Origin of the sequence: Janthinobacterium sp. 1_2014MBL_MicDiv (assembly GCF_001865675.1) — a bacterium.
GTDB lineage: Bacteria > Pseudomonadota > Gammaproteobacteria > Burkholderiales > Burkholderiaceae_D > Janthinobacterium.
Map to the genome: position 1 here is coordinate 469914 of NZ_CP011319.1, position 22725 is coordinate 492638.

Here is a 22725-nt window from a genome sequence, read left to right on the forward strand (position 1 = left end):
ATACAGGGTGCGCCATGGGCTACGCGACTGGGCTGGCTGCGTTGCAGGGTGCTGCAACGCTTCATCGCAGCTGTTGGTATTCTGTCCCGCGAATTGCGCGGTTTGTCGCAATCCGGTGGCGATGCAGCGGGTGTTGGCCTAAAGTTCCATCATCGCAGGACACAAACCACTGACCCAAAGGAGCACATCATGAACATCGCTAAAAACATGGAAGCCATCTTCGTTGCCATCGTCGCCATCGCCGCCGCTACCAGCCTGGCCACCGCCGCCGTGCCGAAGTTCCGCGCCGCGCCAGCACCGCTCGTGGCCAGCGCCGACGCCGCTGCCACCATGTACACCGTCCATGTCAGCGCCAAGCGTTTGAGCGCCGCAGAAAAAGCCGCACTGTAAGCACGGCGATGCCATGCCGGCAGTACGGAAAAGGGCGGTAGCAGCAGTCAATCGTCATACCCCAACATGGGCAAGCGGAACGGGCGGCGCCCCCGGTTCTTTCCAGCCCTGGTGACAGCAGCCGCAAAAAGGCCGATGATCGTGTTTTCAACGACAGCAGGGCCAGCGCAATGTCACATCTGAAAATCAGCACCGACAAGGCGGAACTCGACGTTCCGGCCATCCACCATTTTCTCAGCACCCAATCGACATGGGCCATCGGCATCCCGCTGGCTACCGTGCAGCGCGCGATCGACCATTCGCTGTGTTTTGGCGGCACGCTCGACGGCCGCCAGGTGGCGTTTGCCCGCGTGGTCAGCGACTATGCCACGTTTGCCTATCTGGTCGACGTGTATGTACTCGACGACTGTCGTGGCCGCGGCTACAGCAAGCGCTTGATGGAAGCCGTCATGGCGCATCCCGACTTGCAGGGCTTGCGCCGTTTCATGCTGGCCACCGGCACCGCGCATACGCTGTACGCGCGCCATGGCTTCACGGCGCCGCTGCGCCCGGAAACGCTGATGGAGCGCTATGTGCCGGACATCTACCAGCGCTGACTGACCGTATTGAAGGGCGGGCGCAAGTCGCCGTGGCTGGGGTGTTTACTGCCAGTGCATCAGGCACGGCGGAATCAGCAGCAGCAGGGCCAGCACCAGATAGATCAGCTGCAGCGGTATCATCCACTTGGCCCACGTAATCCAGGGGATGCGCGCCAGCGCCAGCACGCCGACGGTGATGCCGGAGGTGGGTATCATCGGCGTGGTGAATTCGCCGAACTGGAACGCCAGGATGGCCGTCTGGCGCGTCACGCCGACCAGGTCGGCCAGCGGCGCCATGATCGGCATAGTCAGCGCGGCCTGGCCGCTGCCCGAATGGATGAAGAAATTGATCACCGACTGCATGAAGAACATTTTCTGCGCGGCGAAGACGGGGCTCGATGAAGCCACCAGCGGCGTGAGCGCATGCAGCATGGTGTCGATGATCTGTGCGTCGCGCGCCAGGATCATGGTGCCGCGCGCCAGCGCGATGACCAGCGCCACGCTCACCATGTCGCGCGCACCCTGCACGAAAGACGCCACCAGGCTGTCCATGTCGAGCCGGCCGACCAGGCCGACGACGATGGCCATGCCGAGGAACAGGGCGGCGATTTCATCGATGAACCAGTCGTACTTGACGACGCCGACGACCATCGTCAGCAGGGTCGCCATGAAGATCCACAGCACGGCGCGGTGCGTGCGCGTCATGCCGGCAAAGGTGGAAAAGTCCAGCGTATGCTCGCCGCGCTTTTCAATGTCGAGCAGGTAGGTCGGGCTTTTTTCCGGATGGCGCTTGATGCGCGCCGCGTACCACATCAGGAAGACGATGCTGACAAACGTGGCGATGGCCCACACGATCAGGCGGTAGCCGATGCCGGAAAAGATCGGCACGCCGGCGATGCCCTGCGCGATGCCGACATTGAACGGGTTCAGGAAGGCGGCCGAAAAGCCCACTTGCGAACCGATGAAGGGAATCGACACGCCGACGATGGAGTCGTAGCCCAGGGCCAGTGCCAGCGGCACGAAGATCAGGATGAAGGGAATGGCTTCCTCGTTCATGCCGAAGGTGGCGCCGCCGAGGGAAAACATGGTGAAGAAGACGGGAATGAGGGCGGCGCGCACGAAGCGCGAACTGGTGTGCGCCTTGGCGATGGACTTGATCAGCGAATCGAAGGCCTCCGTTTTTTGCAGCACCGAGAAGGCGCCGCCGACGATCAGCACGAATCCGATGATCAGGCCGGCGTCGACGAAGCCCTTGATGGGCGCCATCATCAGGGCGGCAAAGCCCTGCGGCTTGTTGTCGACATAGTGGAAGGTGCCGGGAACGATCAGCTGCTTGCCGTTGATCAGCTGGGTGTCGAATTTCCCGCCCGGTACCAGCCAGGTCGCCAGCGCGATCATGGCCAGGATGCCGCATAGCAGGACAAAGGTATTGGGCAGCTTGAAGTATTTTCTCATGCGGGTTTTCTTTATTATTGGCTGAGCAGGCTGCCGCCGCGGAAGGCGACGGCGCCGGCGACCTTGCCGACATTCATGCCGCGCAAGACGTGGCGGTGGGCGCTGCGCGCGAAGAAGACACCGGCGACCGTGCAGCGCAAGGTCGTCGTTTCACCGCTGACAGGGTCGATCAGGTCGGCCAGCGCATCGCCGGCGGCCAGCACGTCGCCCATCTCGCGCAGATACACCAGCACGCCGTGATGCGGCGCGAGGATCGGTTCCACGCCGGCCAGCGGCGTCGGCTGGCATTGCGGCGCGGGCAGGTCGTCGCCGGCGCCAGCGATGTCCAGCACGCCCTCGATGGCGAGGAAGCGCAGCAGGGCTTGCGCATCGCGCTCGGCCAGGGCATAGCTCACTTCCACTTCGCCGCGTAATTCGACGGTGGTCGACAGGCAGGCGGCGGGAATCGGATAGCGGCCGCCGAAGTGCGCGTCGAGGTCCCACCACAGGCGGCTGCACGCTTCGTCGAACGGCTCTTCGCCGGCCGCCAGTTCCAGCAGCACGGCGCGCGCGCCCAATAGCGCCGACAGGGGCGCGAGTTGCGCCGCCAGCGGCGTGCCCGTATACAGGTGCAGCGCGGCCTCGTTGTCGCAGTGCAGGTCGAGCACGATATCGGCATCGATGGCCATGCCCAGCAGCGTTTTTTTCAGCACGCCCGCATCCGTGCCAGGCTGCCAGGCGGCGACGGCGGCGCGCGCATGCTGGCGTATCAGGGCCACATTGGCATCGGCATCGGGCCCCAGCAGGCCATCGAGCGTGGTTTTCAGCTCATCGGCCACGTGGCGGTAGGCGCGGTTGAAGTTGATGCCGGTGGTCAGGTCGAAGCGGCCGAACGGCGCGCCATGGATGGCTTGCGCCAGGCCGATCGGGTTAGCGGCCGGCACCAGGATCACTTCGCCATGGATCTTGCCGGCCGCTTCCAGCGCCAGCAGTTCGCGGCGCAAGAATTGCGCCACCAGCATGCCCGGCACCTCGTCCGCGTGCAGCGCCGCCTGGATATACACCTTCTTGCCGCTGCGGCTGCCGGCGGCCGGACTGCCGAAGTGAAAGCTGCTCAACTGGCAGGCAACGCTGGCGTGCGGCGTGGAGATCGGATGCTGGTGTACTTGCATGATGATTTCGCCCCAAAACGGGGCGCGGTTGATGGATTTCGGTCGATTATGTAGCATTATTTTCACGAAGTAAATCAATGAAAATCCTTTTACAAAAATTTGTTGAGTTTTCTTTTTGATATGCGTAAAGTGGTTTCAAACGGCGCATCCTGCGCCGCTTTGCCACGCTTTCTCCGTCCATGCGCAGCATGCAGGCTGCCATTGCAGCGCGTAAAAACAACAGGCCGCCAGTGATATGAAACCATCCGCCAGTCCTGCCCGCAACAGCGCGCCACGCGCGGCACCGGCGGCCGCCATGTCGCCGCCCGATGCCGCGTTTGCGCAGTCGCCGCTGGGACAGGCCCTGATGCATGTGCTGGCCAGCGGCTCGGCCTCGCAGCGGCAGATCGCCGACTACCTGCTGCGCAACCAGATGCGCGTCACCGCGCTGGGCATCGAGGAGCTGGCAGACAGCTGCCAGGTATCGACGGCCACCATCAGCCGCTTCGCGCGCGATATCGGCCAGAAGAATTATTCGGCCATGCGCGGCGCCATGGCAGAAACCCTGCAGGCATTGCTGCAACCGGTCGACAAGCTGCGCCATACGATAGAACGGCGCGCGCGCGCCACCTCGCCCGTCACGCAAAGCCTCGAGTATGCGGCCGCGAATATCGCCGCCACCTCGGGCAGCCTGTCGCTGCCGGACATGCACGCCGTGGTGCGCCGCCTGACGCGTGCCAAGGTGGTGTACGTGATGGGCTTTGGCCTGTCGGCCAACCTGGCCGGCATGCTGGTGCAGCATTTGCAGCCGTTCTGCGCGCACGTGGTGGAAGTGGTGGGCATCGGCGGCTCGGAAGTGGCGGCCGGCCACCTGGTTAACCTGACGGCGAGCGACGTGCTGGTGGTCATTTCCTTTCCCCGCTATACGCTCGACTGTATCGGCCTGGCCAGCTTCGCGCGCGACCGCGGCGCGCGCATCGTGGCGCTGACCGACTCGCCCGCGTCGCCCTTGGCGGAACTGGCCGACCATGTGTTGTACGCGCAAAGCACGCATCCCGTGCTGCCCAGCAGCGCCAGCACGGCACTGGCCATGATCGAGGCGCTGGTCGTGGCGCTGATGGTGTCGAACAAGGACAACGTTGAAAAAGCAGCGCGCCTGAGCGAGGTGATCGCCGCCTACCTGTATGGCGGCGAGCATGGCGCGCAAGGCCCCCGGAAAACAGCAGTCAAGCAGCGCAAGGCAGTACCCAAAAAGCAGTCACTATAAAAATCAGGGTTAAACCATCTGGGAGAGTTGAAATGCATATGGAAAAACAACCGGGCAGGCAGGTGCTGCCACGCGAGTCGGTACTGGCGCACGCCGTGCGCCTGGCATTGGGCGCCTTGAGCGTGTCGGCGGCGCTGGGCATGCTGGGTGGCGGCGCGCTGGCGCAGGAACAGGCGGCACCGGCCGAGGCCGCCATGCCCGTGCCGAAGCTGCAGCGCGTGGAGATTACCGGCTCGGCCATCAAGCGGCTGGAATCCGAAACGGCCCTGCCGGTGCAGATCATCACGCGCGCGGAGATCGAAAAAGCGGGCGTGACGACGGCGGCCGAACTGATGGCGCGCGTCTCGGCCAACGTGGGCGGCTTGACGGATGGCGCCAGCATCAATGTGGGCGGCGACCAGCGCGGCTTCAACAGCGCCAACCTGCGCGGCGTGGGCACCTCGTCGACGCTGGTGCTGCTCAACGGCCGGCGCATGGCCAATTTCGCCTCGCCCGGCGACGATGCCGGCGTGGACCTGAACAATATTCCCGCCGCCGCGCTGCAGCGCGTGGAGGTGCTGCTCGACGGCGCCTCGGCCCTGTATGGCACGGACGCCATCGGCGGCGTGATCAACTTCATCACGCGCAAGGATTACCAGGGCGTGGAGCTGAACGCCTACGCCAGCGGCACCGACGAAGGCGGCGCCGGCAAGCGCACGGCCAGCATCACGGCCGGCACGGGCGACCTGGCCACCGATGGCTACAATATCTTTGCCGTCGTCGATCTGCAGCAGACGGACCGCCTGCGCTCCTCGCAGCGCAAGTTCATCCCGAACCTGCAGATTCCGCAGCGCCTCGGGCATTTGCTGTCGAGCTTTACCAGCCCGGCGAATATCCGCCTGTCGAGCGCCCAGCGCACGCATCTGCAGGACAACGGCTTCCTGCTCAATGGCCAGCCCATCACCAACCGCCAGATCAATTTCGCCATCCCGGACTGCGCGCCGCCGGCCAATCTGTACCTGCCGAAAGGCACGGGCGGCGTGGACGGCTGCACCTATGACTACATGGGCGATACGGAGCTGTATCCGAAGACGGACAAGCAGAACCTGCTCACGCGCGGCGTGCTGAAACTGAATAACGATCACCAGCTGTACGCGGAGGTCGCATTGAGCCGTTCGCGCAGCTATTACGTGGGCTCGTCGGCGCGCGTGATCGGCTACCTCGATTACAGCAAGGTGCCGCAGCTGGCCAATGTCGGCTTCGATACGGCCGTCGATGAAGATGGCGAGCCGGTGGGGCGCGAGCTGGAACTGCGCATGCGCCTGAACGAGGCCGGCATGCGCACCAGCCAGCTGACCAGCGAAAGCCAGCGCTACGTGGTGGGCGCGACCGGCACCGTGGGCGGCTGGGACTATGACGTGGGTTTCAACCACAGCGTCAACATCGTCAAGGACCGGGATACGCATGGCTACGTCCTGTATGACCAGCTGCTCGCGGGGATCGCCGATGGCCGCATCAACCCCTTCGGGGCATCGGGCGCGGAAGGCAAGGCGCTGCTCGACAGCATCCAGGTCAACGACGAGGTGCGCCATGCGCGCGGCAGCATGGACGCGCTCGATTTCAAGGCTTCGCGTGCGCTGATGGCCATGGGCGGCGGCGACATGGCGCTGGCCGTGGGCGGCGAAGTGCGGCGCGAACGCACGCAGTTCCGTCCATCGGCGCTGCTGATGAGCAACAACATCAACAACGATGATGCGCCCGAGGGCGGCAAGGTCACGAGCGACAGCCGCAATGTACAGGCCGTTTACGGCGAGCTGCTGCTGCCGTTCAGCAAGCAGTGGCAGGCGCAGTTGTCGGGCCGCTACGATCACTATGAGCAGGTAGGCGGCGCTTTGAGTCCGAAGATCGGCCTGACCTACATGCCCAGCAAGCAGGTGCTGATGCGCGCCTCGGCCGGCAAGGGCTTCCGCGCGCCGTCGATGTCGGACTTGCACCGCCCCACCGTGTACAGCAGCACGGCAACCCTGCCTGATCCCGTGTACTGCGCCGCCGAGAACAACGACTATTCCGTCTGCGCCGACAACTGGGATACGCGCCGCTACAGCAACGACAAGCTGAAACCGGAGCGCAGCCGCCAGTTCTCGGCCGGCCTGGTGCTCGAGCCCAGCGAGCACTGGACCTTCAGCTTTGATTACTGGAACATCAAGCGCACGGACCTGATCAGCGAAATCGGCGACGATATCATCCTGGCCAATCTGTCCAAGTACGGCGACCTGGTACACCGCGATGAAGACGGCTTGATCGACTACATCGAACTGCGCAAGGAAAACCGCGGCGCGCAAAAAGCCGCAGGCATCGACATCACTGCCGACCTGCATGGCGTGAAAACGGCATGGGGACGCTTCGGCGGCCACCTGAGCGGCACCTATGTGCTCGATTCGAAAATCCAGACCAGCCCTGGCGACGTGTTCATCAGCAACCTGAATAAATTTGTCACGGACGGCGTGGTGCAGCGCTGGCGCCATACGATCACGCTGGACTGGGATAGCGGCCCGTACTCGGCCAGCCTGTCGAACACGTATTCGAGCGGCTACGATGACCAGAATTCGGCCATCAATATCGACGACGGCAGCGTGGTCAAGTCGAACCGGGTGAAGGCGTACACGCTGTGGGACATGTCGGGCGCCTATGCGGTCAGCAAGCAGTTCAAGCTGCGCGCGGGCATACAGAATATGTTCAATACCAGTCCGCCATACTCGAACCAGGCGTATTTTTTCCTTTCCGGCTATGACCCCAGCTATTCGGACCCGCGCGGGCGGCGCTTCTATGCCAGCGCCAATTACACCTTCAAATAAGGCTGGAAAGCAGGAGATGCCGCAATACCGCTGTCACACGCAGCGGGTAGTATCGTAGTTCGATGGAGTTCGGTAGCAAGCAGCAGAATCGGCAGCAATGGCGCGTGTTTGTATCGGCAAGTGCGCGCCACTTTTCTCGCATTCGAAAGGCACCATGAAATCATCCGCAAGCCTGTATCAAAAACTGTCTGCCGCGCTGCTGTTCGCGCTGGCGTTTTGCAGCATCCATGCCATGGCGGCGCCGGCCGGCAGTGCCATCGGCAGCGCGCCGCAAGGCACCCTCGTCATCATCGGCGGCGGCCTGCGGGCCGATAATGCCGAAGTCTGGCAGCGCATCGTCAAGCTGTCGGGCGGCCCCGGCGCGCGCATCGCCGTGCTGGCCTCGGCCGCGATGAACCCGGAAAAATCGGGCGAAAGCATCATCAAGAAACTCAATCAATACGGCGCCGATGCTTTTTTCGTGCCGCTGGCCGTCAAGCTGCCCAATAGCGATTACCGCAAGGCGGCCGAAGACCCGTCCATCGTCACGCAGATCAAGTCGGCCAGCGGCATCTATTTCGCTGGCGGCGACCAGGGCCGCATCACGCAAGCGTTGCTGCGCCAGGACGGCAGCCGCACGGCCGCGCTGGAAGCCATCTGGTCGGTGTACCGCAACGGCGGCGTGATCGCCGGATCCAGCGCCGGTGCCGCCATCATGAGCACCACCATGTTCTACGATGCCAAGCCGGTGCTCGACATGCTCAAGATGGGCGTCACGGACGGCCGCGAAATCGCGCCTGGCCTGGGCTTCATCGGCAGCGACGTGTTCGTCGACCAGCATTTGCTGGTGCGCGGCCGTTTCGCGCGCATGATTCCCGTGATGCTGAAAAAAGGCTATCACCTGGGCCTGGGCATCGACGAAAACAGCGCCATGGTGGTCGATGCCATGCGCGATGTGGAAGTCATCGGCTACAGCGGCGCTCTGCTGATCGACCTGTCGGGCGCCATCAGCGACCGCGGCGTGAAAAATTTCAACATCAGCAATGCCGCCATCAGCTACCTGGACCGGGGCGACAAATTCAACCTCGTCACGCGCGTGTTTACGCCGTCGCCGGACAAGGCCGACAACAAGCTCGATCCGAACCAGCCCGACATGCGCGAACCCGTGTTTACCAACGATATCCTCGGCAATAACGCCGTGCTCGACCTGATGGGCAACCTCATCGACAACGCCCAGCAGGAGGCCATCGGCATCGCCTTCGGCAACCCGCGCGACCCGTATCCGGACCTGGGCTTCGAATTCAGGTTCAGCAAGACCGTCAACAGCGTCGGCTACAGCTCGACCGAGGCGGAAGCGTATTCGGTGCTGAAGCTGCGCCTCGACATCCGCCCCATCCAGCTGCGCCAGCCACTGTACCGCTACAAATAAGCGGCACCGGCGCGCCGCCAGCGCGGCCATGCCGCGATCGTCAGTGCCCGCAGCAGCCACTCGACAGGACCATACGCATGGCCGCGCAGCCACCAGCGGCTCAGTGGCAGCTGCGCGCAGAAGATGGCGGCGGCCAGCGCCAGTGCCCCCAGCGGCGAGACGCTGCCCATCAGGCGCGCGCCATAGGCGAGGAACAGCCAGGCGCAGATGGCCGATTGCAGCAGGTAATTCGACAATGCCATGCGGCCCGTATCGGCCAGCAGGGCGAACAGCGTGCCATCGCGCAGCCGGTCGAACAGGGCCAGCGCCAGGGCCACGTAGGCCCCGGTCAGCAGCGGCGCGCTCGCCACGCCCACGGCCAGTCCTGCCAGCTGCCACGCCTGGTCGCCCGCATACACGGACGTCCACGCATAGCAGGCCGCTCCGGGCAGGCCCGCCAGCGCGCCGGCCCACAGCAGGCGGCGGCGCAGCGGCAGGTAGGCGGCCGCATGCAGCAGCATCTCGCGCTTGCCGGCAGCCAGGCCGCACAGGAACATGGCCAGCGCGCACGGTGCCTGCAGCAACAGCAGGACGACCCAGATCTCGCCCAGTTCGCGCACGTGCTGGGCGATGACGGTGGCCGGCGTGTCGCGGTAGGCGGCCAGCGCGGCCGCCGCCTTGCGCGCCATCGCCACGGCATGCTCCACGGTGTCGCCCGGTGGCTGCAGGCCTTGCAGCCAGGCCATCGCGGCCCACAAGCCGGCGCAGCCGATGACGAGGAAGGCGGCCATGATCAGGGCCGGCCGCTCGCCGCAACGGTGCAGGGCCAGCAGCAGCATGCCCAGCACGGCATAGGTGGTCAGTATGTCGCCATGAAACAGGAAGACGGCATGCAGGGCGCCGAGCAGCCACAGGCCCGCCTGGCGGCGCAGCATGCGCGGCGCGAACGGGGCGCCGGCGCGCGCGGCCGCCTGCATCTGCAGGGTGAAGCTGTAGCCGAAGAGGAAGGAAAACAGCAGGTAGAACTTGGTCTCGAACAGCAGCGCGACGAGGAAGTGCGTGGCGCGGTCGACCGCGCCGGCAAAGGCGGGGTCGGTCAGGCCCAGGCCGAACCAGGGCGTGGCGAAGGCGCCGATATTGACGACCAAGATGCCGAACAGGGCGCAGCCGCGCAGGGCGTCGACATCGGCGATGCGCGCGGGGGCCGTGGTCGGTGCGCCAGGCATGGCGGCGCTCATGCCAGGGAAGGGCGCAGGAAGCGCGCCAGCAGCAGGTGCAGGCCGGCGCGCTGCGCCAGCGGTGCGTAATGGGGATCGACGGCGACGCGGTTGAAGATGCCGTCGATCAGCGCGGCGATCCAGCCGGCCGTCTGCGCCGGGTCGAGTTCGGCGTCGACCCGGCCTTGCGCGGCCGCGCTTTCCAGCAGCGCCTGCACGCCGGCGCGCAGCATGGCATCGTTGCGCGCCACCCTGGCGGCGATATCGGCGTCGCGCATCGCTTCGGCCGAAATGTCCAGCGCCAGTCCCGCAAATGCCGCGTCGGCGGCCAGCGCCAGCACCAGGTCCATGAAGCCGAGCAGGGCGCCATACGCATCGGCGTCGCCTTGCGCGCCGGCGAAATACGCGGCCGTTTCGCTGCCTTCCTGGTCGACGATGGCGGCGATGATGGCTTGCTTGGTGGGGAAATAATGAAACAGGTTGCCGGGACTCATGCCGGCCTGCGCGCAGATGGCGGCCGTGCTGGTCTGGTGAAAGCCCTTGCGGGCGAAGCAGTGGCGCGCGGCCGCGAGGATGGCGTCGCGGCGGGCCGCGTGTTTGTCGGGATCGATGGTGCGCATGGTGGCTGGCTATCCTTTTAATTAATCGACTAGTCAGTCTAATATAATGGAGGCCGGTCGCAAGGTCAAGCGGATACGCATCAATGGAGGCTTTGCAGGCCCTGATCCTGTCGCTACAATGTGCCGCAGCGGATTTTCCCGAGCCTCCCGGCATGGCCGCCGTATATTTGGAAAATCGATCCCTTCACCTGTTTTTCTACCGTTTTAGGAATGACATGCAGCAGACCCCGATTCGATCCTTGCTGTGCGCGCTGGCGCTGGCTGCCGGCATGGTCCCTGCCGCGCACGCCGACTTTGCCACGCTGCCGGCCACCATGCGCCTCGACTACCAGCACAGCGGCAATGCGCTGGGCGAACATTATGCGGTCGAGCGCGTGCTGATCGAGCCCTTGCCTTGGGCGGGCAACCTGGCGCGCCCCATCGACGACAGCAACCGTGGCAACAACCTGCTCGAAGTGGTCGATATCAAGTCCGGCAAGGTGCTGTATTCGCGCGGCTTTTCCACCATCTTTGGCGAGTGGGCCAGCACCGACGAGGCGAAGACCACCACGCGCGCCTTCCAGGAATCGGTGCGCTTCCCGCAGCCCGAGCAGCCCGTGCGCGTGCGCATCCTCAAGCGCGACGAGCGCGGCCTGTTTTCCATCGTGTGGAGCACCGATGTCGACCCCGCGGCGCAGGACGTGATCCGCAAGCAGCCGCCGGCGCCGGCCAAGCCGATCCCGATCCGCATCAGCGGCCCATCGTCGGGCAAGGTCGACCTGCTGATCATGGGCGATGGCTACACGGCTGCCGAGATGGGCAAGTTCGAGGCGACGGCGCGCAAGCTGGCCGACCACCTGTTCACGGTGTCGCCGTTCCGCGAGCGGGCCAATGACTTCAACGTGTGGGCCATGGCCGCGCCGACGCAGGAGTCGGGCGTGTCGCGCCCATCGACGGGCGTGCACCACGCCTCGCCGCTGGGCACGCGCTACGATATCTTCGGCAGCGAGCGCTATGTGCTGACCACCGACAACCGCGCCTTGCGCGACCTGGCGCAATACGCGCCGTATGAATTCATCGAAATCCTCGTCAACAACGACACGTATGGCGGCGGCGGCATCTTCGGCCAGTTCAGCACGGCGGCGGCCAATAGCGACTGGGCCAACTATCTGTTCGTGCATGAATTCGGCCACCATTTCGCCGGCCTGGCCGACGAGTACTACACCTCGCCCGTGGCGTATCAGTCGAACGGCGAGCGCCAGGAGCCGTGGGAGCCGAACGCCACGGCGCTGCGCGATCCGGCCAGGCTGAAATGGAAAAACCACGTGAAGGCCGGCACGCCGCTGCCGACGCCGTGGCCGAAGGAAGCGTACGACAGCCATGCGCGCGAGTACCAGAAGCAGCGCGCGGCCCTGCGCGCGGCGAATCGCCCGGAAAGCGAAATGAGCGACTTGTTCAAGGCCGACCTGGCGTACACGCAGCAGCTGTTCTCGAAGGCGCCGCAGCGTCATGCCGTGGGCGCGTTCGAAGGGGCGAATTACGAATCGTCCGGTTATTACCGCCCGGAGATGCAGTGCATTATGTTCGACCGCAGCGAGACATTCTGTTCCGTATGCCAGGATGGCATCAGCACCATCATCGACCTGTATTCGCGTCCGGCCGCTACACGGTAGCCTGGCAATAAATTAATAATATCAATGCAGTAATCAATGGGATGCCATGTTGCGTCGCAATAGCATGGCTCCCCATTTGGCCTTTCCTGCAGCATTCCCTCTCTGCAATACCTTTCCTCCACGTATTTCTCCACTAATACCAATTTGAGTTCCGGCAGTAACTTTCATTCTCGCCACTCCAACATAGTTATCAAATAAATACCGCGATTCGATTGCTTACAATTTGTTTCATTTAAATACTATTGATGTAGAATTTGATGTACATCAATGTTGCATCGCCGCAATCGCACTTATAGTTGACCTTGCTCAAAGCCTTATGCATGCGCCCCGGCTCCATCGCAAATCGCGCGTCTAAATGCTGTAGAGTAATTTTCGCCCCGTACCAGTCCACTTCGCATGGCCTGGTGCCGGCCTCGAATTTCAGTGACGGAAGCCAGATACATGAAGATGCAGATCCCCGCGCCTGACGCGTGCAGCACCCTCCATCCCCACACTCCCATCGTGCTGCCGCATGCGCGTGCCGGCGGCGTTACCCTCGCTGCCTGCGCCGCATCGTTCTGCGCGGGCGCCGTGCAGTGCGTGAACGCCGCCACGCCGTGGCCGGCATTGCGTCCGTCCAAGCCATGACGGCCCCCTCGTTGCCGTCCCCGCCATTGCAGGGCAAGCGGGGGCTGGTGGTGGGCATCGCCAATACGCACAGCATCGCCTGGGGCTGCGCCAGCGCCCTGCGCGCGGCCGGCGCCGAACTGGCCGTGACCTGGCTCAATGAGAAGGCGCGCCCGCATGTGGAACCGCTGGCCGTGCAGCTGCAGGCGGCCATCATGGCGCCGCTCGACGTGTCCGTGCCGGGCCAGCTGGAAGCCGTGTTTGCGCAGATCGAACGGCAGTGGGGGCGGATCGATTTCGTCGTCCATTCCATCGCCTACGCGCCGAAGCAGGATTTGCACGGCAGGGTCACGGACAGTTCGGCCGCCGGCTTCGCGCAGGCGATGGACATCTCCTGCCACTCCTTCATGCGCATGGCCAGGCTGGCCGAACCGCTGATGCCTGCGGGCGGCAGCCTGATGACCATGAGCTACCTGGGCGCCGAGGAAGTCATCGCCGACTACGGCCTGATGGGCCCCGTGAAGGCGGCGCTGGAATCGTCCGTGCGCTACCTGGCGGCGGAACTGGGTCCGGCCGGCATCCGCGTCAACGCCATTTCGCCGGGTCCCCTGGAGACGCGGGCCGCTTCCGGCATCGCCCATTTCGACCGCCTGATGGCCGACGCCATCGAACGCTCGCCGCTGCGGCGCCTGGCCACCATCGAGGACGTGGGCGCGCTGTGCGCCTTTCTCGCCGGCGACGGCGCGCGCGCCATCACGGGCGGCACCTTGTATGTCGACGGCGGCTACAACATTCTGAATTGACTGGAAGAAGATGACCATGCCTGTTTCCGTTCTCCCCGCGCGCGCCAGGCTGGCCGCTGCACTGGCCACCACGCTGGTCCTGGCCGGCTGCGCCTCGCTGGCGCCGCCGTACGCGCCGCCGCCGCTGCCCGTGGCGGCGCAGTATCCGGAAAACGATGGCGCCGGCGCGCACGCGCCCGACATCGCCTGGCAAGCCTATTTTGCCGACCCGCGCCTGCAGGCGATGATTGCGCAGGCGCTGGCGAATAACCGCGACATCCGCATCGCCGCGCTGCGCGTGGACGAGGCGCGCGCCGCCTATGGCATTCAGCGCGCCGAACAGTTTCCCACCGTGGCGCTGGGCGCTTCCGGCAGCCGCTCTCGCGTGCCGGACGACTTGAGCCTGACGGGCCGCGCCATGACGAGCGCGCAGTACCAGGCGGGTCTGAACGTGAGCGCCTGGGAGCTCGATTTCTGGGGCCGCGTGCGCAGCCTGAAGGACAGCGCGCTGCAAACCCTGCTGGCCAGCGACGAGGCGCGCCGCGCCGTCGGCGTGGCCCTGGTGGCGCAGGTGGCGAACGGCTACCTGGCACTGCGCGAGTTCGATGAACGGGTGGCGCTGGCGCGCGCCACCGTCGACAGCCGCGCCGAATCGCTGCGCATTTTCACGCGCCGCTTCGAGGTGGGGTCGATTTCCAAGCTGGACCTGACGCAGGTGGAAACCCTGCTCAGCCAGGCCCTCTCGCTGTCGGCCCAGCTGGAGCAGGCGCGCGCCGTGCAGGCGCACGCGCTGGCGCAACTGGTGGGCGGACCCGTCGACCTGACGCCGGACACGCGCCGCTTCGACGACGCCAGCGTGCTGCAGCCGCTGCATGCGGGCCTGCCATCGGCCTTGCTGGCGCAGCGCCCCGACCTGGTGGCGGCCGAACACCAGCTGCGCGCCGCGCAGGCGAATATCGGCGCCGCGCGCGCCGCCTTCTTCCCGACGATTTCGCTGACGGCGGCCTACGGCACGGCCAGCGCGGAATTGAGCGGCCTGTTCGACTCGGGCAGCGGCGCCTGGAATGTCGCGCCGCGCCTGGTGCTGCCGATCTTCGACGCGGGGCGCCTGCGCGCCAATATGGACCTGGCGGAAGTGCGCCGCGACGTGGCCGTGGCCAATTATGAAAAGAGCGTGCAGGGCGCCTTCCGCGAAGTGGCAGACGCCCTGTCGAACCGGCGCTGGCTGGCGCTGCAGGTCGATATCGGCAAGACCACGCTGGCCGCGCAGAGCGAACGCGCGCGCCTGGCCAAGCTGCGCTATGACAATGGCGCCGCGCCCTACCTGGAAGTACTCGATGCGCAGCGCGACTTGCTGACGGTCGAGCAGCAACTGGTGCAGACGCGCCGCGCGCTGCTGGCCAGCCAGGTCAGCCTGTATGCCGCCCTGGGCGGCGGCGCGCCCGCCACCTCCGCCGCCGCCACGTTCACCAATTAAAAGCGATTGCCGATACCATGACTCCACAACTGAAGAAGAAACTCGTTCCCGCGGCGCTCGTCGTGGCCGTCCTCGTGCTGGGCTATGTGGCCTGGCAAAAAATGCGTCCTGCCGGCCCCGGCGAAGGTTTCGTCAGCGGCAATGGCCGCATCGAAGCGACCGAGATCGACGTCGCCACCAAGCTGGCGGGCCGGGTCAAGGAGATCCTCGTGCGCGAGGGCGACTTCGTCAAGGCGGGCCAGCCGCTGGCCAGCATGCAGGTCGATTCGCTGTCGGCCCAGCGCGACGAGGCGCGCGCGCGCCAGCAGCAGGCATCCGACGCCGTGGTCGGCGCGCAGGCGCAGGTGGCTGTGCGCGAAAGCGACAAGGCGGCCGCGCTGGCCATGGTGGCGCAGCGCGAAAGCGAACTCGATGCGGCCAAGCGCCGCCTGGCCCGTTCCGAAACCTTGTCGAAGGAGGGCGCTTCCTCGGTGCAGGAACTCGACGACGACCGCGCCCGCGTGCGCAGCGTGGCGGCGGCCCTGAACGCGGCCAGGGCGCAAGTGACGGCGGCGCAGGCGGCCATCGACGCGGCCAAGGCGCAGGTGGTCGGTTCCCGCTCCGCCGTCGTGGCCGCCGAGGCGACCACGGCGCGCATCGATTCCGACCTGGCCGACGGCCAGCTGACGGCGCCGCGCGACGGCCGCGTGCAATACCTGGTGGCGCAGCAGGGCGAGGTGCTGGCCGGTGGCGGCAAGGTGCTCAACCTGGTCGACCTGTCGGACGTCTACATGACGTTCTTCCTGCCCGAGACGGCCGCCGGCAAGGTGGCCCTGGGCGGCGAAGTGCGCATCATCCTCGATGCGGCGCCCAATTACGTGATTCCGGCGACGATTTCGTTTGTCGCCGCCAGCGCGCAGTTCACGCCGAAGACGGTGGAAACGGCCAGCGAGCGGCAGAAGCTGATGTTCCGCGTGAAGGCGCAGATCAGCCGCGAGCTGCTGCAAAAGCACCTGGCCCTGGTCAAGGTGGGCTTGCCCGGCGTGGCCTGGGTGCGCCTCGACGCGCAGCAGGCCTGGCCCGCTGAACTGACGGCCAAGGTCCCGCAGTGACCATGGACGTGAACCCATTTGTCGTCAGCATCAAGGGCGTCAGCCAGCATTACGGCAAGACGGTGGCGCTCGACGCCATCGACCTGGACGTGCCGGCCGGCCGCATGGTGGGCCTGATCGGTCCCGATGGCGTAGGCAAGTCGAGCCTGCTGTCGCTGGTAGCCGGCGCGCGCGCCGTGCAGCAGGGCAGCGTGATGGCGCTGGGCGGCGACATGCGCGATGCGCGCCACCGCGACGACGTCTGCCCGCGCATCGCCTACATGCCGCAGGGCCTGGGCAAGAATCTGTATCCGACCCTGTCGGTCGAGGAAAACCTGCAGTTTTTCGCGCGCCTGTTCGGCCACGACGCGGCCGAGCGCCGCCGCCGCATCGACCAGCTGACCCGCAGCACGGGCTTGCAGCCCTTCCTGGCGCGCCCGGCGGGCAAGCTGTCGGGCGGCATGAAGCAGAAGCTGGGCCTGTGCTGCGCGCTGATCCACGATCCCGACCTCCTGATTCTCGATGAGCCGACCACCGGCGTCGATCCGCTGGCGCGCGCCCAGTTCTGGGACCTGATCGCGGGCATCCGCGTGCAACGCCCGCAGATGAGCGTGATGGTGGCCACCGCCTACATGGACGAAGCGCAGCGCTTCGACTGGCTGGTGGCCATGGATGACGGCAAGGTGCTCGACATGGGCACGCCGGCCGAGCTGCTGTCGCGCACGCACAGCGACAACCTGGAAGCGGCCTTCATCAAGCTGCTACCCGAGGCCAAGCGCGCCGGCCACCAGCCCGTGGTCATCACGCCGCTGGACGCTGCCAGCGCGCAGGATGTCGCCATCGAGGCAAAAGACCTGACCATGCGCTTCGGCGATTTCACGGCCGTCGACCATGTGAATTTCCGCATCGGCCGCGGCGAGATTTTCGGTTTCCTCGGTTCGAACGGCTGCGGCAAGTCGACCACCATGAAGATGCTCACTGGCCTGCTGCCGGCCACGGAAGGCCAGGCCTGGCTGTTCGGCAACGAGGTCGATTCCAGCGATATCGACACGCGCCGCAGGGTCGGCTACATGTCGCAGGCGTTCTCGCTGTACAGCGAGCTGACGGTGCGCCAGAACCTGGTGCTGCACGCGCGCCTGTTCCACGTGCCGGAGAAAGACATCCCGGCGCGCATCGACGAGATGGCGCAGCGCTTCGACTTGCGCGAGGTGATGGACGGCTTGCCCGACAGCCTGCCGCTGGGCATACGCCAGCGCCTGTCGCTGGCCGTGGCCATGGTGCACAAGCCGGAAATGCTGATCCTCGACGAGCCCACGTCTGGCGTCGACCCCATCGCGCGCGACAATTTCTGGCGCCTGATGATCGAGCTGGCGCGGCGCGACCACGTCACCATTTTCATTTCCACCCACTTCATGAACGAGGCCGAGCGCTGCGACCGCATTTCGCTGATGCATGCCGGTAAGGTGCTGGTCAGCGACGCGCCGGCCGAACTGGTGCGCAAGAAGGGCGCGCCGTCGCTGGAAGCGGCCTTCATCGCCTACCTGGAGGAAGCGGGCGGCGGCACGGCGCCGGCGGCAAAGGAGAGCGAGGCGCCTGTGCAGGAAGCGGCAGCGCAGGCACCGGCGCCGCAGCACCGGCGCAGCCGCTTCAGTCTGGGCCGCATGCTCAGCTACATGTGGCGCGAAACGCTGGAATTGCGCCGCGACCCCGTGCGCCTGACGCTGGCGCTGGGCGGCTCGGTGCTGCTGCTGTTCGTCATCGGCTTCGGCATCAGCCTGGACGTCGAAGACCTCAGCTACGCGGTGCTCGACCACGACCAGACGACGCTGAGCCAGAATTACACGAACAACCTGGCCGGCTCGCGCTACTTCATCGAGCGCCCGCCGCTGCGCGACTATGCCGATATCGACAAGCGCATGCGCAGCGGCGAACTGTCGCTGGCCATCGAGATCCCGCCCGGCTTCGCGCGCGACGTGCAGCGCGGCGCGCCGGCCCAGGTGGGCGCGTGGATCGACGGCGCCATGCCGATGCGCGCCGAAACCGTGCAAGGCTACGTGCAGGGCATGCACCAGCTGTGGCTGGCCGACCAGGCGCTGCACCGCTATGGCGTCAAGGTGAGCAATCCGGTCGCCATCGAGACGCGCTTCCGCTACAACCCGGACGTGAAAAGCCTGCCCGCGATGGTGCCGGCCGTGATCCCCTTGCTGCTGCTGATGCTGCCGGCCATGCTGGCGGCGCTGTCCGTCGTGCGCGAAAAGGAACTCGGCTCCATCATCAACCTGTACGTGACACCCGTCACGCGCCTGGAATTCTTGCTTGGCAAGCAGGTGCCGTACGTGGTGCTGGCCATGTTCAACTTCGTCCTCATGGCCCTGCTGGCGGTCACCGCCTTCGGCGTGCCGATCAAGGGCAGCCTGCCGACCCTGATCGGCGCCACCTTCATCTTCAATATCTGCGCCACCGGCATCGGCCTGTTCGCCTCGACGTTTACGCGCAGCCAGATCGCCGCCCTGTTCGTGACCATGATCGGCACCATGATCCCGGCCATCCAGTTTTCCGGCCTGCTCAATCCCGTCTCGTCGATGGAAGGCGTGGGCAAGGCGATCGGCCTGATGTACCCGGCCACGCACATGCTCAACATCAGCCGCGGCGTGTTCAACAAGGCGCTGGGCTTCGGCGACCTGCACGCCTCGTTCTGGCCCCTGCTCGTCGCCATTCCCGTGATCCTCGGCGTGACGGTGGCGCTGCTGAAGAAACAGGAGAGCTGATTTGCGACACTTTGAAAATATCTACCGCCTGGGCGTGAAGGAAATCTGGAGCCTGATCCGCGACCCGATGATGCTGATCCTGATCCTCTACACGTTTACCCTGGCGATCTACGTGGCCGCCACGGCCAAGCCGGAAACCCTGCACATGGCCTCGATCGCCATCGTCGACGAGGATGGCTCGCCCCTGTCCGGACGCATCGCCTCGGCCTTCTTCCCGCCGCAGTTCACGCCGCCGGCCATGATCAACCAGAGCCAGGTCGATGCGGGGCTGGACGCGGGCCAGTACACATTCGTGCTGACGATCCCGCCCAAGCTGCAGGCGGACGTGCTGGGCGGGCGCCAGGCGGAGCTGCAGCTGAACGTGGACGCCACGCGCATGAGCCAGGCCTTCAGCGGCAGCGGTTATATCCAGCAGATCGTCGCCGGCGAAGTGGCCGAATTCGCCAAGCGCTATCGCGGCGCGACGGTCCCGCCGGTGGAACTGGTGATGCGCGCGCGCTTCAACCCATCGTTGAGCCAGGCCTGGTTCGGTTCGCTGATGGAAATCATCAACCAGGTGACGATGCTGTCGATCATCCTGACGGGTGCGGCCCTGATCCGCGAACGCGAACACGGCACCATCGAGCATTTGCTGGTGATGCCGGTGACGCCGGCCGAAATCATGCTGGGCAAGGTCTGGTCGATGGGCCTCGTGGTGCTGCTGGCCGCCGCCCTTTCGCTGAACCTGGTGGTGCGCGGCATGCTGCACGTGCCCATTGAAGGCTCGATCGCGCTGTTCCTGTGCGGCGCCGCCCTGCACCTGTTCGCCACTACCTCGATGGGGATTTTCCTTGCCACCGTGGCGCGCAGCATGCCGCAGTTCGGCATGCTGCTGATCCTCGTGCTGCTGCCGCTGCAGATGCTCTCGGGCGGCAGCACGCCGCGCGAAAGCATGCCCGAGCTGGTGCAGAACATCATGCTGATCGCGCCCACCACGCACTTCGTCGAATTGAGCCAGGCCATCCTGTACCGGGGCGCCGGCATCGACGTGGTATGGAAACCGTTCCTCGCCCTGCTGGCGATCGGCACGGCCCTGTTTACCTTCGCGCTGGCGCGTTTTCGCAAGACCATCAGCCAGATGGCGTAGGTTCCGCGCCGGAATGTTCCGGCACTCACTGCATGAAAAGGATAGTCATGAAGATCGAATCTGCTCCATTTTTCTCCACCGGCGGCCTGCCCTCGCTGGGCATGCTGGGCGACTATGCGCGCGACTCGTGGCAGCGCATCGTGCTGTATGCGGACGTGATGCGCCGGCGCGGCAACCAGTACCAGGAGCATCTGGCCGAGGAAGTGCCGAACGTGCTCGATTTTCCGGCCGAAGTGGTGATGTCTGGCCTGGAACTGGCGCGTCCCGTCAATTACGGCCTGGCGCGCATCCTCGTCGCCGATGCGCCGGAACCCGATCCCACGAAACGCCCGTTCGTCGTCGTCGATCCGCGCGCCGGGCATGGCCCCGGCATCGGCGGCTTCAAGGCCGAAAGCGAGATCGGCGTGGCCATGCGCGCCGGCCATCCCTGCTATTTCATCGGCTTCCTGCCCGATCCCGTGCCGGGCCAGACGGTGGAAGACGTGATGCACGCGGAAGCGCAATTCCTCGAAAAGGTCATCGCCCTGCATCCGCACAGCGAGGGCAAGCCTGTCGTCATCGGCAATTGCCAGGCGGGCTGGCAAATCCTCATGACGGCGGCCATGCGCCCGGAGCTGTTCGGCCCCATCATCGTGGCCGGCGCGCCCGTGTCGTACTGGGCCGGCTGGCATGGCCGCAACCCGATGCGCTATGCGGGCGGGCTGATGGGCGGCAGCTGGGCCACGGCGTTGGCCGGCGACCTCGGTAACGGCCGTTTCGACGGCGCCAGCCTGGTGCAGAATTTCGAGAACCTGAACCCGGCCAATACCCTGTGGAGCAAGCAGTACAACTTGTACGCCAACATCGACACGGAAGCGCCCCGTTACCTGGAATTTGAAAAATACTGGGGCGGCCATGTCTTCCTGAACGACGTCGAGATGCAGTACATCGTCGACAATCTGTTCATCGGCAACCGCCTGGCGACGGCCGAACTGATCACATCCGACGGCGTGCGCCTGGACTTGCGCAATATCCGTTCGCCCATCGTCGTGTTTTGCTCGAACGGCGACAACATCACGCCGCCGCCGCAGGCGCTGGGCTGGATCACGGACCTGTACCGCGACGACAAGGACGTGCTGATGCACGACCAGACCATCGTGTATGCCGTGCATGACAGCATCGGCCATCTGGGCATCTTCGTGTCGGCCAAGGTGGGGCGCAAGGAGCACCAGAAGTTCGCCAGCAATATCGACCTGATCAACCTCCTGCCGGCCGGCATCTACCAGGCCCTGATCGTCGACAAGACGCCCGACACGCCGAACGCGGATCTGGCCAGCGGCGATTACGTGCTGCAGGTCGAGCGCCGCAGCATCGAGGACGTGCGCGCCATCGTGCAGCCGGACGTGGAAAACGACCGCAAGTTCGCCGCCGCCGCGCGCGTGTCCGAAGTCAACCTGGCCCTGTACCGCACCTTTGCGCAGCCGTGGGTGCGCGCCATGGTGACGCCGCAGACGGCGCGCTTCCTGCAGCTCGCGCATCCGCTGCGCGTGTCGTACGAGCGCTGGACGGACCACAATCCGCTGGCCGCGCTGGTGGCCAGGGAGGCGGAAAAAGTGCGCGCGAACCGCCAGCCGGTGGCGCCCGACAATCCGCTGCTGGCCATGCAGGAGGCCTTCTCCGGCGCCGTCACGGCGGGCTTGAACAGCTGGCGCGACTGGCGCGACACGCTGCAGGAAACCACCTTCGACCTGGTGTATGGTTCGCCCCTCGTGCAGGCGCTGACGGGACAAGCCATCGGCGATGCCACGCCGCCACGCCCGCATCCTGGCATCTCGCCCGAGCATTGCGAGTACGTGCGCTGCGAAACGCGCAAGATGGACGAGGACATGCAGCAGGGCGCACTGGTGGAAGCGGCCGTGCGCTCGCTGTTCTATATCTACCGCTTCCGCATGATCGCCGACGAGCGCCGCGTCAACCTGGCCCTGAAACTGGTCAAGCCGCAGTACACGCAGGGCGTCAGCATGGAAGAATTCCGTCACATCGTGCGCCAGCAGGCGCGCCTGATGCTGCATGATTTCGACGCCGCCGTCGCCGCCTTGCCGGTGCTGTTGTCGCGTGCCGAACCGGATGCCATCCGCGCGCTGGCCGAATGGCTGCAGCAAGTGCTGCTGGTGCCGGACGCGCCGACGCCGGACGAGGAGGCGAGCCTGCAGCAGATGCTGGCCGTCTTCGACCGCGCCGCACGGGCGCAGGAAACGGTGCAGAAAAAGGTGCAGGAAGCGGTGCAAGAAAAGGCGCAGCCGGCGGCCGTGCGAGAATCGCAGCCTGTCCCTGCATCCACGACGAAGCCCAAAGCCAAACCTGCCAAGAACATTACCCCAGCCTAG

The 22725-nt window shown here is 65.5% G+C and carries 17 protein-coding genes; 13 read left to right on the forward strand and 4 right to left on the reverse strand.

Annotated features, from left to right (window positions below; all coding sequences use genetic code 11):
- The first annotated feature begins 189 nt into the window (after positions 1-189).
- Positions 190-390: a hypothetical protein gene (locus YQ44_RS02070; RefSeq protein WP_071321962.1), complete on the forward strand. Its 201-nt coding sequence runs from the start codon at positions 190-192 to the stop codon at positions 388-390.
- 170 nt (positions 391-560) lie between these two features.
- Positions 561-986 (forward strand): GNAT family N-acetyltransferase, encoded by a 426-nt coding sequence (locus YQ44_RS02075; protein WP_071321963.1) that lies wholly within the window; start codon positions 561-563, stop codon positions 984-986.
- Positions 987-1031: 45 nt separating this feature from the next.
- Here YQ44_RS02075 and YQ44_RS02080 read toward each other — a convergent pair whose 3' ends face one another.
- Positions 1032-2423 (reverse strand): YfcC family protein, encoded by a 1392-nt coding sequence (locus tag YQ44_RS02080; protein WP_071321964.1) that lies wholly within the window; start codon positions 2421-2423, stop codon positions 1032-1034.
- Between the two features lie 14 nt (positions 2424-2437).
- Entirely contained in the window at positions 2438-3574 is a 1137-nt protein-coding gene (locus YQ44_RS02085) for a succinylglutamate desuccinylase/aspartoacylase family protein (RefSeq protein ID WP_071326199.1), read from the reverse strand.
- Between the two features lie 235 nt (positions 3575-3809).
- Between YQ44_RS02085 and YQ44_RS02090 the strand changes: the two genes are divergently transcribed.
- The 3 genes from YQ44_RS02090 (at position 3810) to YQ44_RS02100 (ending at position 9062) form a co-directional block, all read left to right on the forward strand.
- The gene (locus tag YQ44_RS02090) at positions 3810-4820 is read left to right on the forward strand and encodes a MurR/RpiR family transcriptional regulator (RefSeq protein ID WP_071321965.1); all 1011 of its coding nucleotides are present in this window, start codon (positions 3810-3812) and stop codon (positions 4818-4820) included.
- Positions 4821-4858: 38 nt separating this feature from the next.
- On the forward strand, positions 4859-7654 hold the full coding sequence (locus YQ44_RS02095; protein ID WP_071321966.1) for a TonB-dependent receptor: 2796 nt from the start codon (positions 4859-4861) through the stop codon (positions 7652-7654).
- A gap of 154 nt (positions 7655-7808) precedes the next feature.
- Positions 7809-9062, forward strand: coding sequence for a cyanophycinase (locus YQ44_RS02100; protein ID WP_071321967.1), 1254 nt, complete (start codon positions 7809-7811; stop codon positions 9060-9062).
- Here the strand turns inward: YQ44_RS02100 and YQ44_RS02105 are convergent.
- Both YQ44_RS02105 and YQ44_RS02110 read right to left on the reverse strand, forming a co-directional pair.
- On the reverse strand, positions 9053-10267 hold the full coding sequence (locus YQ44_RS02105; protein ID WP_071326200.1) for a DUF418 domain-containing protein: 1215 nt from the start codon (positions 10265-10267) through the stop codon (positions 9053-9055). The two genes, YQ44_RS02100 and YQ44_RS02105, sit on opposite strands and share 10 nt — an antisense overlap.
- A gap of 8 nt (positions 10268-10275) precedes the next feature.
- Positions 10276-10878, reverse strand: coding sequence for a TetR/AcrR family transcriptional regulator (locus YQ44_RS02110; protein ID WP_071321968.1), 603 nt, complete (start codon positions 10876-10878; stop codon positions 10276-10278).
- A 215-nt stretch (positions 10879-11093) separates the two neighbouring features.
- Between YQ44_RS02110 and YQ44_RS02115 the strand changes: the two genes are divergently transcribed.
- From YQ44_RS02115 to YQ44_RS02145, 8 genes are all read left to right on the forward strand, one after another.
- Positions 11094-12530 carry an IgA Peptidase M64 gene (locus tag YQ44_RS02115; protein ID WP_071321969.1) on the forward strand — a complete coding sequence of 479 codons (1437 nt, stop codon included), beginning with the start codon at positions 11094-11096 and terminating at the stop codon, positions 12528-12530.
- A 441-nt stretch (positions 12531-12971) separates the two neighbouring features.
- Positions 12972-13157: a hypothetical protein gene (locus YQ44_RS28595; protein WP_156894665.1), complete on the forward strand. Its 186-nt coding sequence runs from the start codon at positions 12972-12974 to the stop codon at positions 13155-13157.
- Positions 13154-13939 carry an enoyl-ACP reductase FabI gene (fabI, locus tag YQ44_RS02120; RefSeq protein ID WP_198043860.1) on the forward strand — a complete coding sequence of 262 codons (786 nt, stop codon included), beginning with the start codon at positions 13154-13156 and terminating at the stop codon, positions 13937-13939. The genes YQ44_RS28595 and fabI overlap by 4 nt, the downstream gene beginning before the upstream one ends.
- 10 nt (positions 13940-13949) lie before the next feature.
- A complete protein-coding gene (locus YQ44_RS02125; protein ID WP_083411598.1) occupies positions 13950-15395 on the forward strand; it encodes an efflux transporter outer membrane subunit in 1446 nt (481 codons plus the stop codon).
- Between the two features lie 17 nt (positions 15396-15412).
- The gene (locus YQ44_RS02130; RefSeq protein ID WP_071321970.1) at positions 15413-16486 is read left to right on the forward strand and encodes an HlyD family secretion protein; all 1074 of its coding nucleotides are present in this window, start codon (positions 15413-15415) and stop codon (positions 16484-16486) included.
- 2 nt (positions 16487-16488) lie between these two features.
- The gene (rbbA, locus tag YQ44_RS02135; protein WP_071321971.1) at positions 16489-19233 is read left to right on the forward strand and encodes a ribosome-associated ATPase/putative transporter RbbA; all 2745 of its coding nucleotides are present in this window, start codon (positions 16489-16491) and stop codon (positions 19231-19233) included.
- 1 nt (position 19234) lies between these two features.
- On the forward strand, positions 19235-20359 hold the full coding sequence (locus YQ44_RS02140; RefSeq protein ID WP_071321972.1) for an ABC transporter permease: 1125 nt from the start codon (positions 19235-19237) through the stop codon (positions 20357-20359).
- A gap of 101 nt (positions 20360-20460) precedes the next feature.
- Positions 20461-22725 carry a DUF3141 domain-containing protein gene (locus tag YQ44_RS02145; RefSeq protein ID WP_071326203.1) on the forward strand — a complete coding sequence of 755 codons (2265 nt, stop codon included), beginning with the start codon at positions 20461-20463 and terminating at the stop codon, positions 22723-22725.

Bases quoted from the DNA above. Each gene is read 5' to 3' on its own strand.
- YQ44_RS02145 (WP_071326203.1), top strand. From the start codon at position 20,461: ATGCTGGGCGACTATGCGCGCGACTCGTGGCAGCGCATCGTGCTGTAT.
- YQ44_RS02095 (WP_071321966.1), top strand. From the start codon at position 4,859: ATGGAAAAACAACCGGGCAGGCAGGTGCTGCCACGCGAGTCGGTACTG.
- YQ44_RS02105 (WP_071326200.1), bottom strand. From the start codon at position 10,267: ATGCCTGGCGCACCGACCACGGCCCCCGCGCGCATCGCCGATGTCGAC.
- YQ44_RS02125 (WP_083411598.1), top strand. From the start codon at position 13,950: ATGACCATGCCTGTTTCCGTTCTCCCCGCGCGCGCCAGGCTGGCCGCT.
- YQ44_RS28595 (WP_156894665.1), top strand. From the start codon at position 12,972: ATGAAGATGCAGATCCCCGCGCCTGACGCGTGCAGCACCCTCCATCCC.
- YQ44_RS02090 (WP_071321965.1), top strand. From the start codon at position 3,810: ATGAAACCATCCGCCAGTCCTGCCCGCAACAGCGCGCCACGCGCGGCA.
- YQ44_RS02130 (WP_071321970.1), top strand. From the start codon at position 15,413: ATGACTCCACAACTGAAGAAGAAACTCGTTCCCGCGGCGCTCGTCGTG.
- YQ44_RS02110 (WP_071321968.1), bottom strand. From the start codon at position 10,878: ATGCGCACCATCGATCCCGACAAACACGCGGCCCGCCGCGACGCCATC.
- fabI (WP_198043860.1), top strand. From the start codon at position 13,154: ATGACGGCCCCCTCGTTGCCGTCCCCGCCATTGCAGGGCAAGCGGGGG.
- YQ44_RS02075 (WP_071321963.1), top strand. From the start codon at position 561: ATGTCACATCTGAAAATCAGCACCGACAAGGCGGAACTCGACGTTCCG.
- rbbA (WP_071321971.1), top strand. From the start codon at position 16,489: ATGGACGTGAACCCATTTGTCGTCAGCATCAAGGGCGTCAGCCAGCAT.
- YQ44_RS02115 (WP_071321969.1), top strand. From the start codon at position 11,094: ATGCAGCAGACCCCGATTCGATCCTTGCTGTGCGCGCTGGCGCTGGCT.
- YQ44_RS02070 (WP_071321962.1), top strand. From the start codon at position 190: ATGAACATCGCTAAAAACATGGAAGCCATCTTCGTTGCCATCGTCGCC.
- YQ44_RS02085 (WP_071326199.1), bottom strand. From the start codon at position 3,574: ATGCAAGTACACCAGCATCCGATCTCCACGCCGCACGCCAGCGTTGCC.
- YQ44_RS02080 (WP_071321964.1), bottom strand. From the start codon at position 2,423: ATGAGAAAATACTTCAAGCTGCCCAATACCTTTGTCCTGCTATGCGGC.
- YQ44_RS02100 (WP_071321967.1), top strand. From the start codon at position 7,809: ATGAAATCATCCGCAAGCCTGTATCAAAAACTGTCTGCCGCGCTGCTG.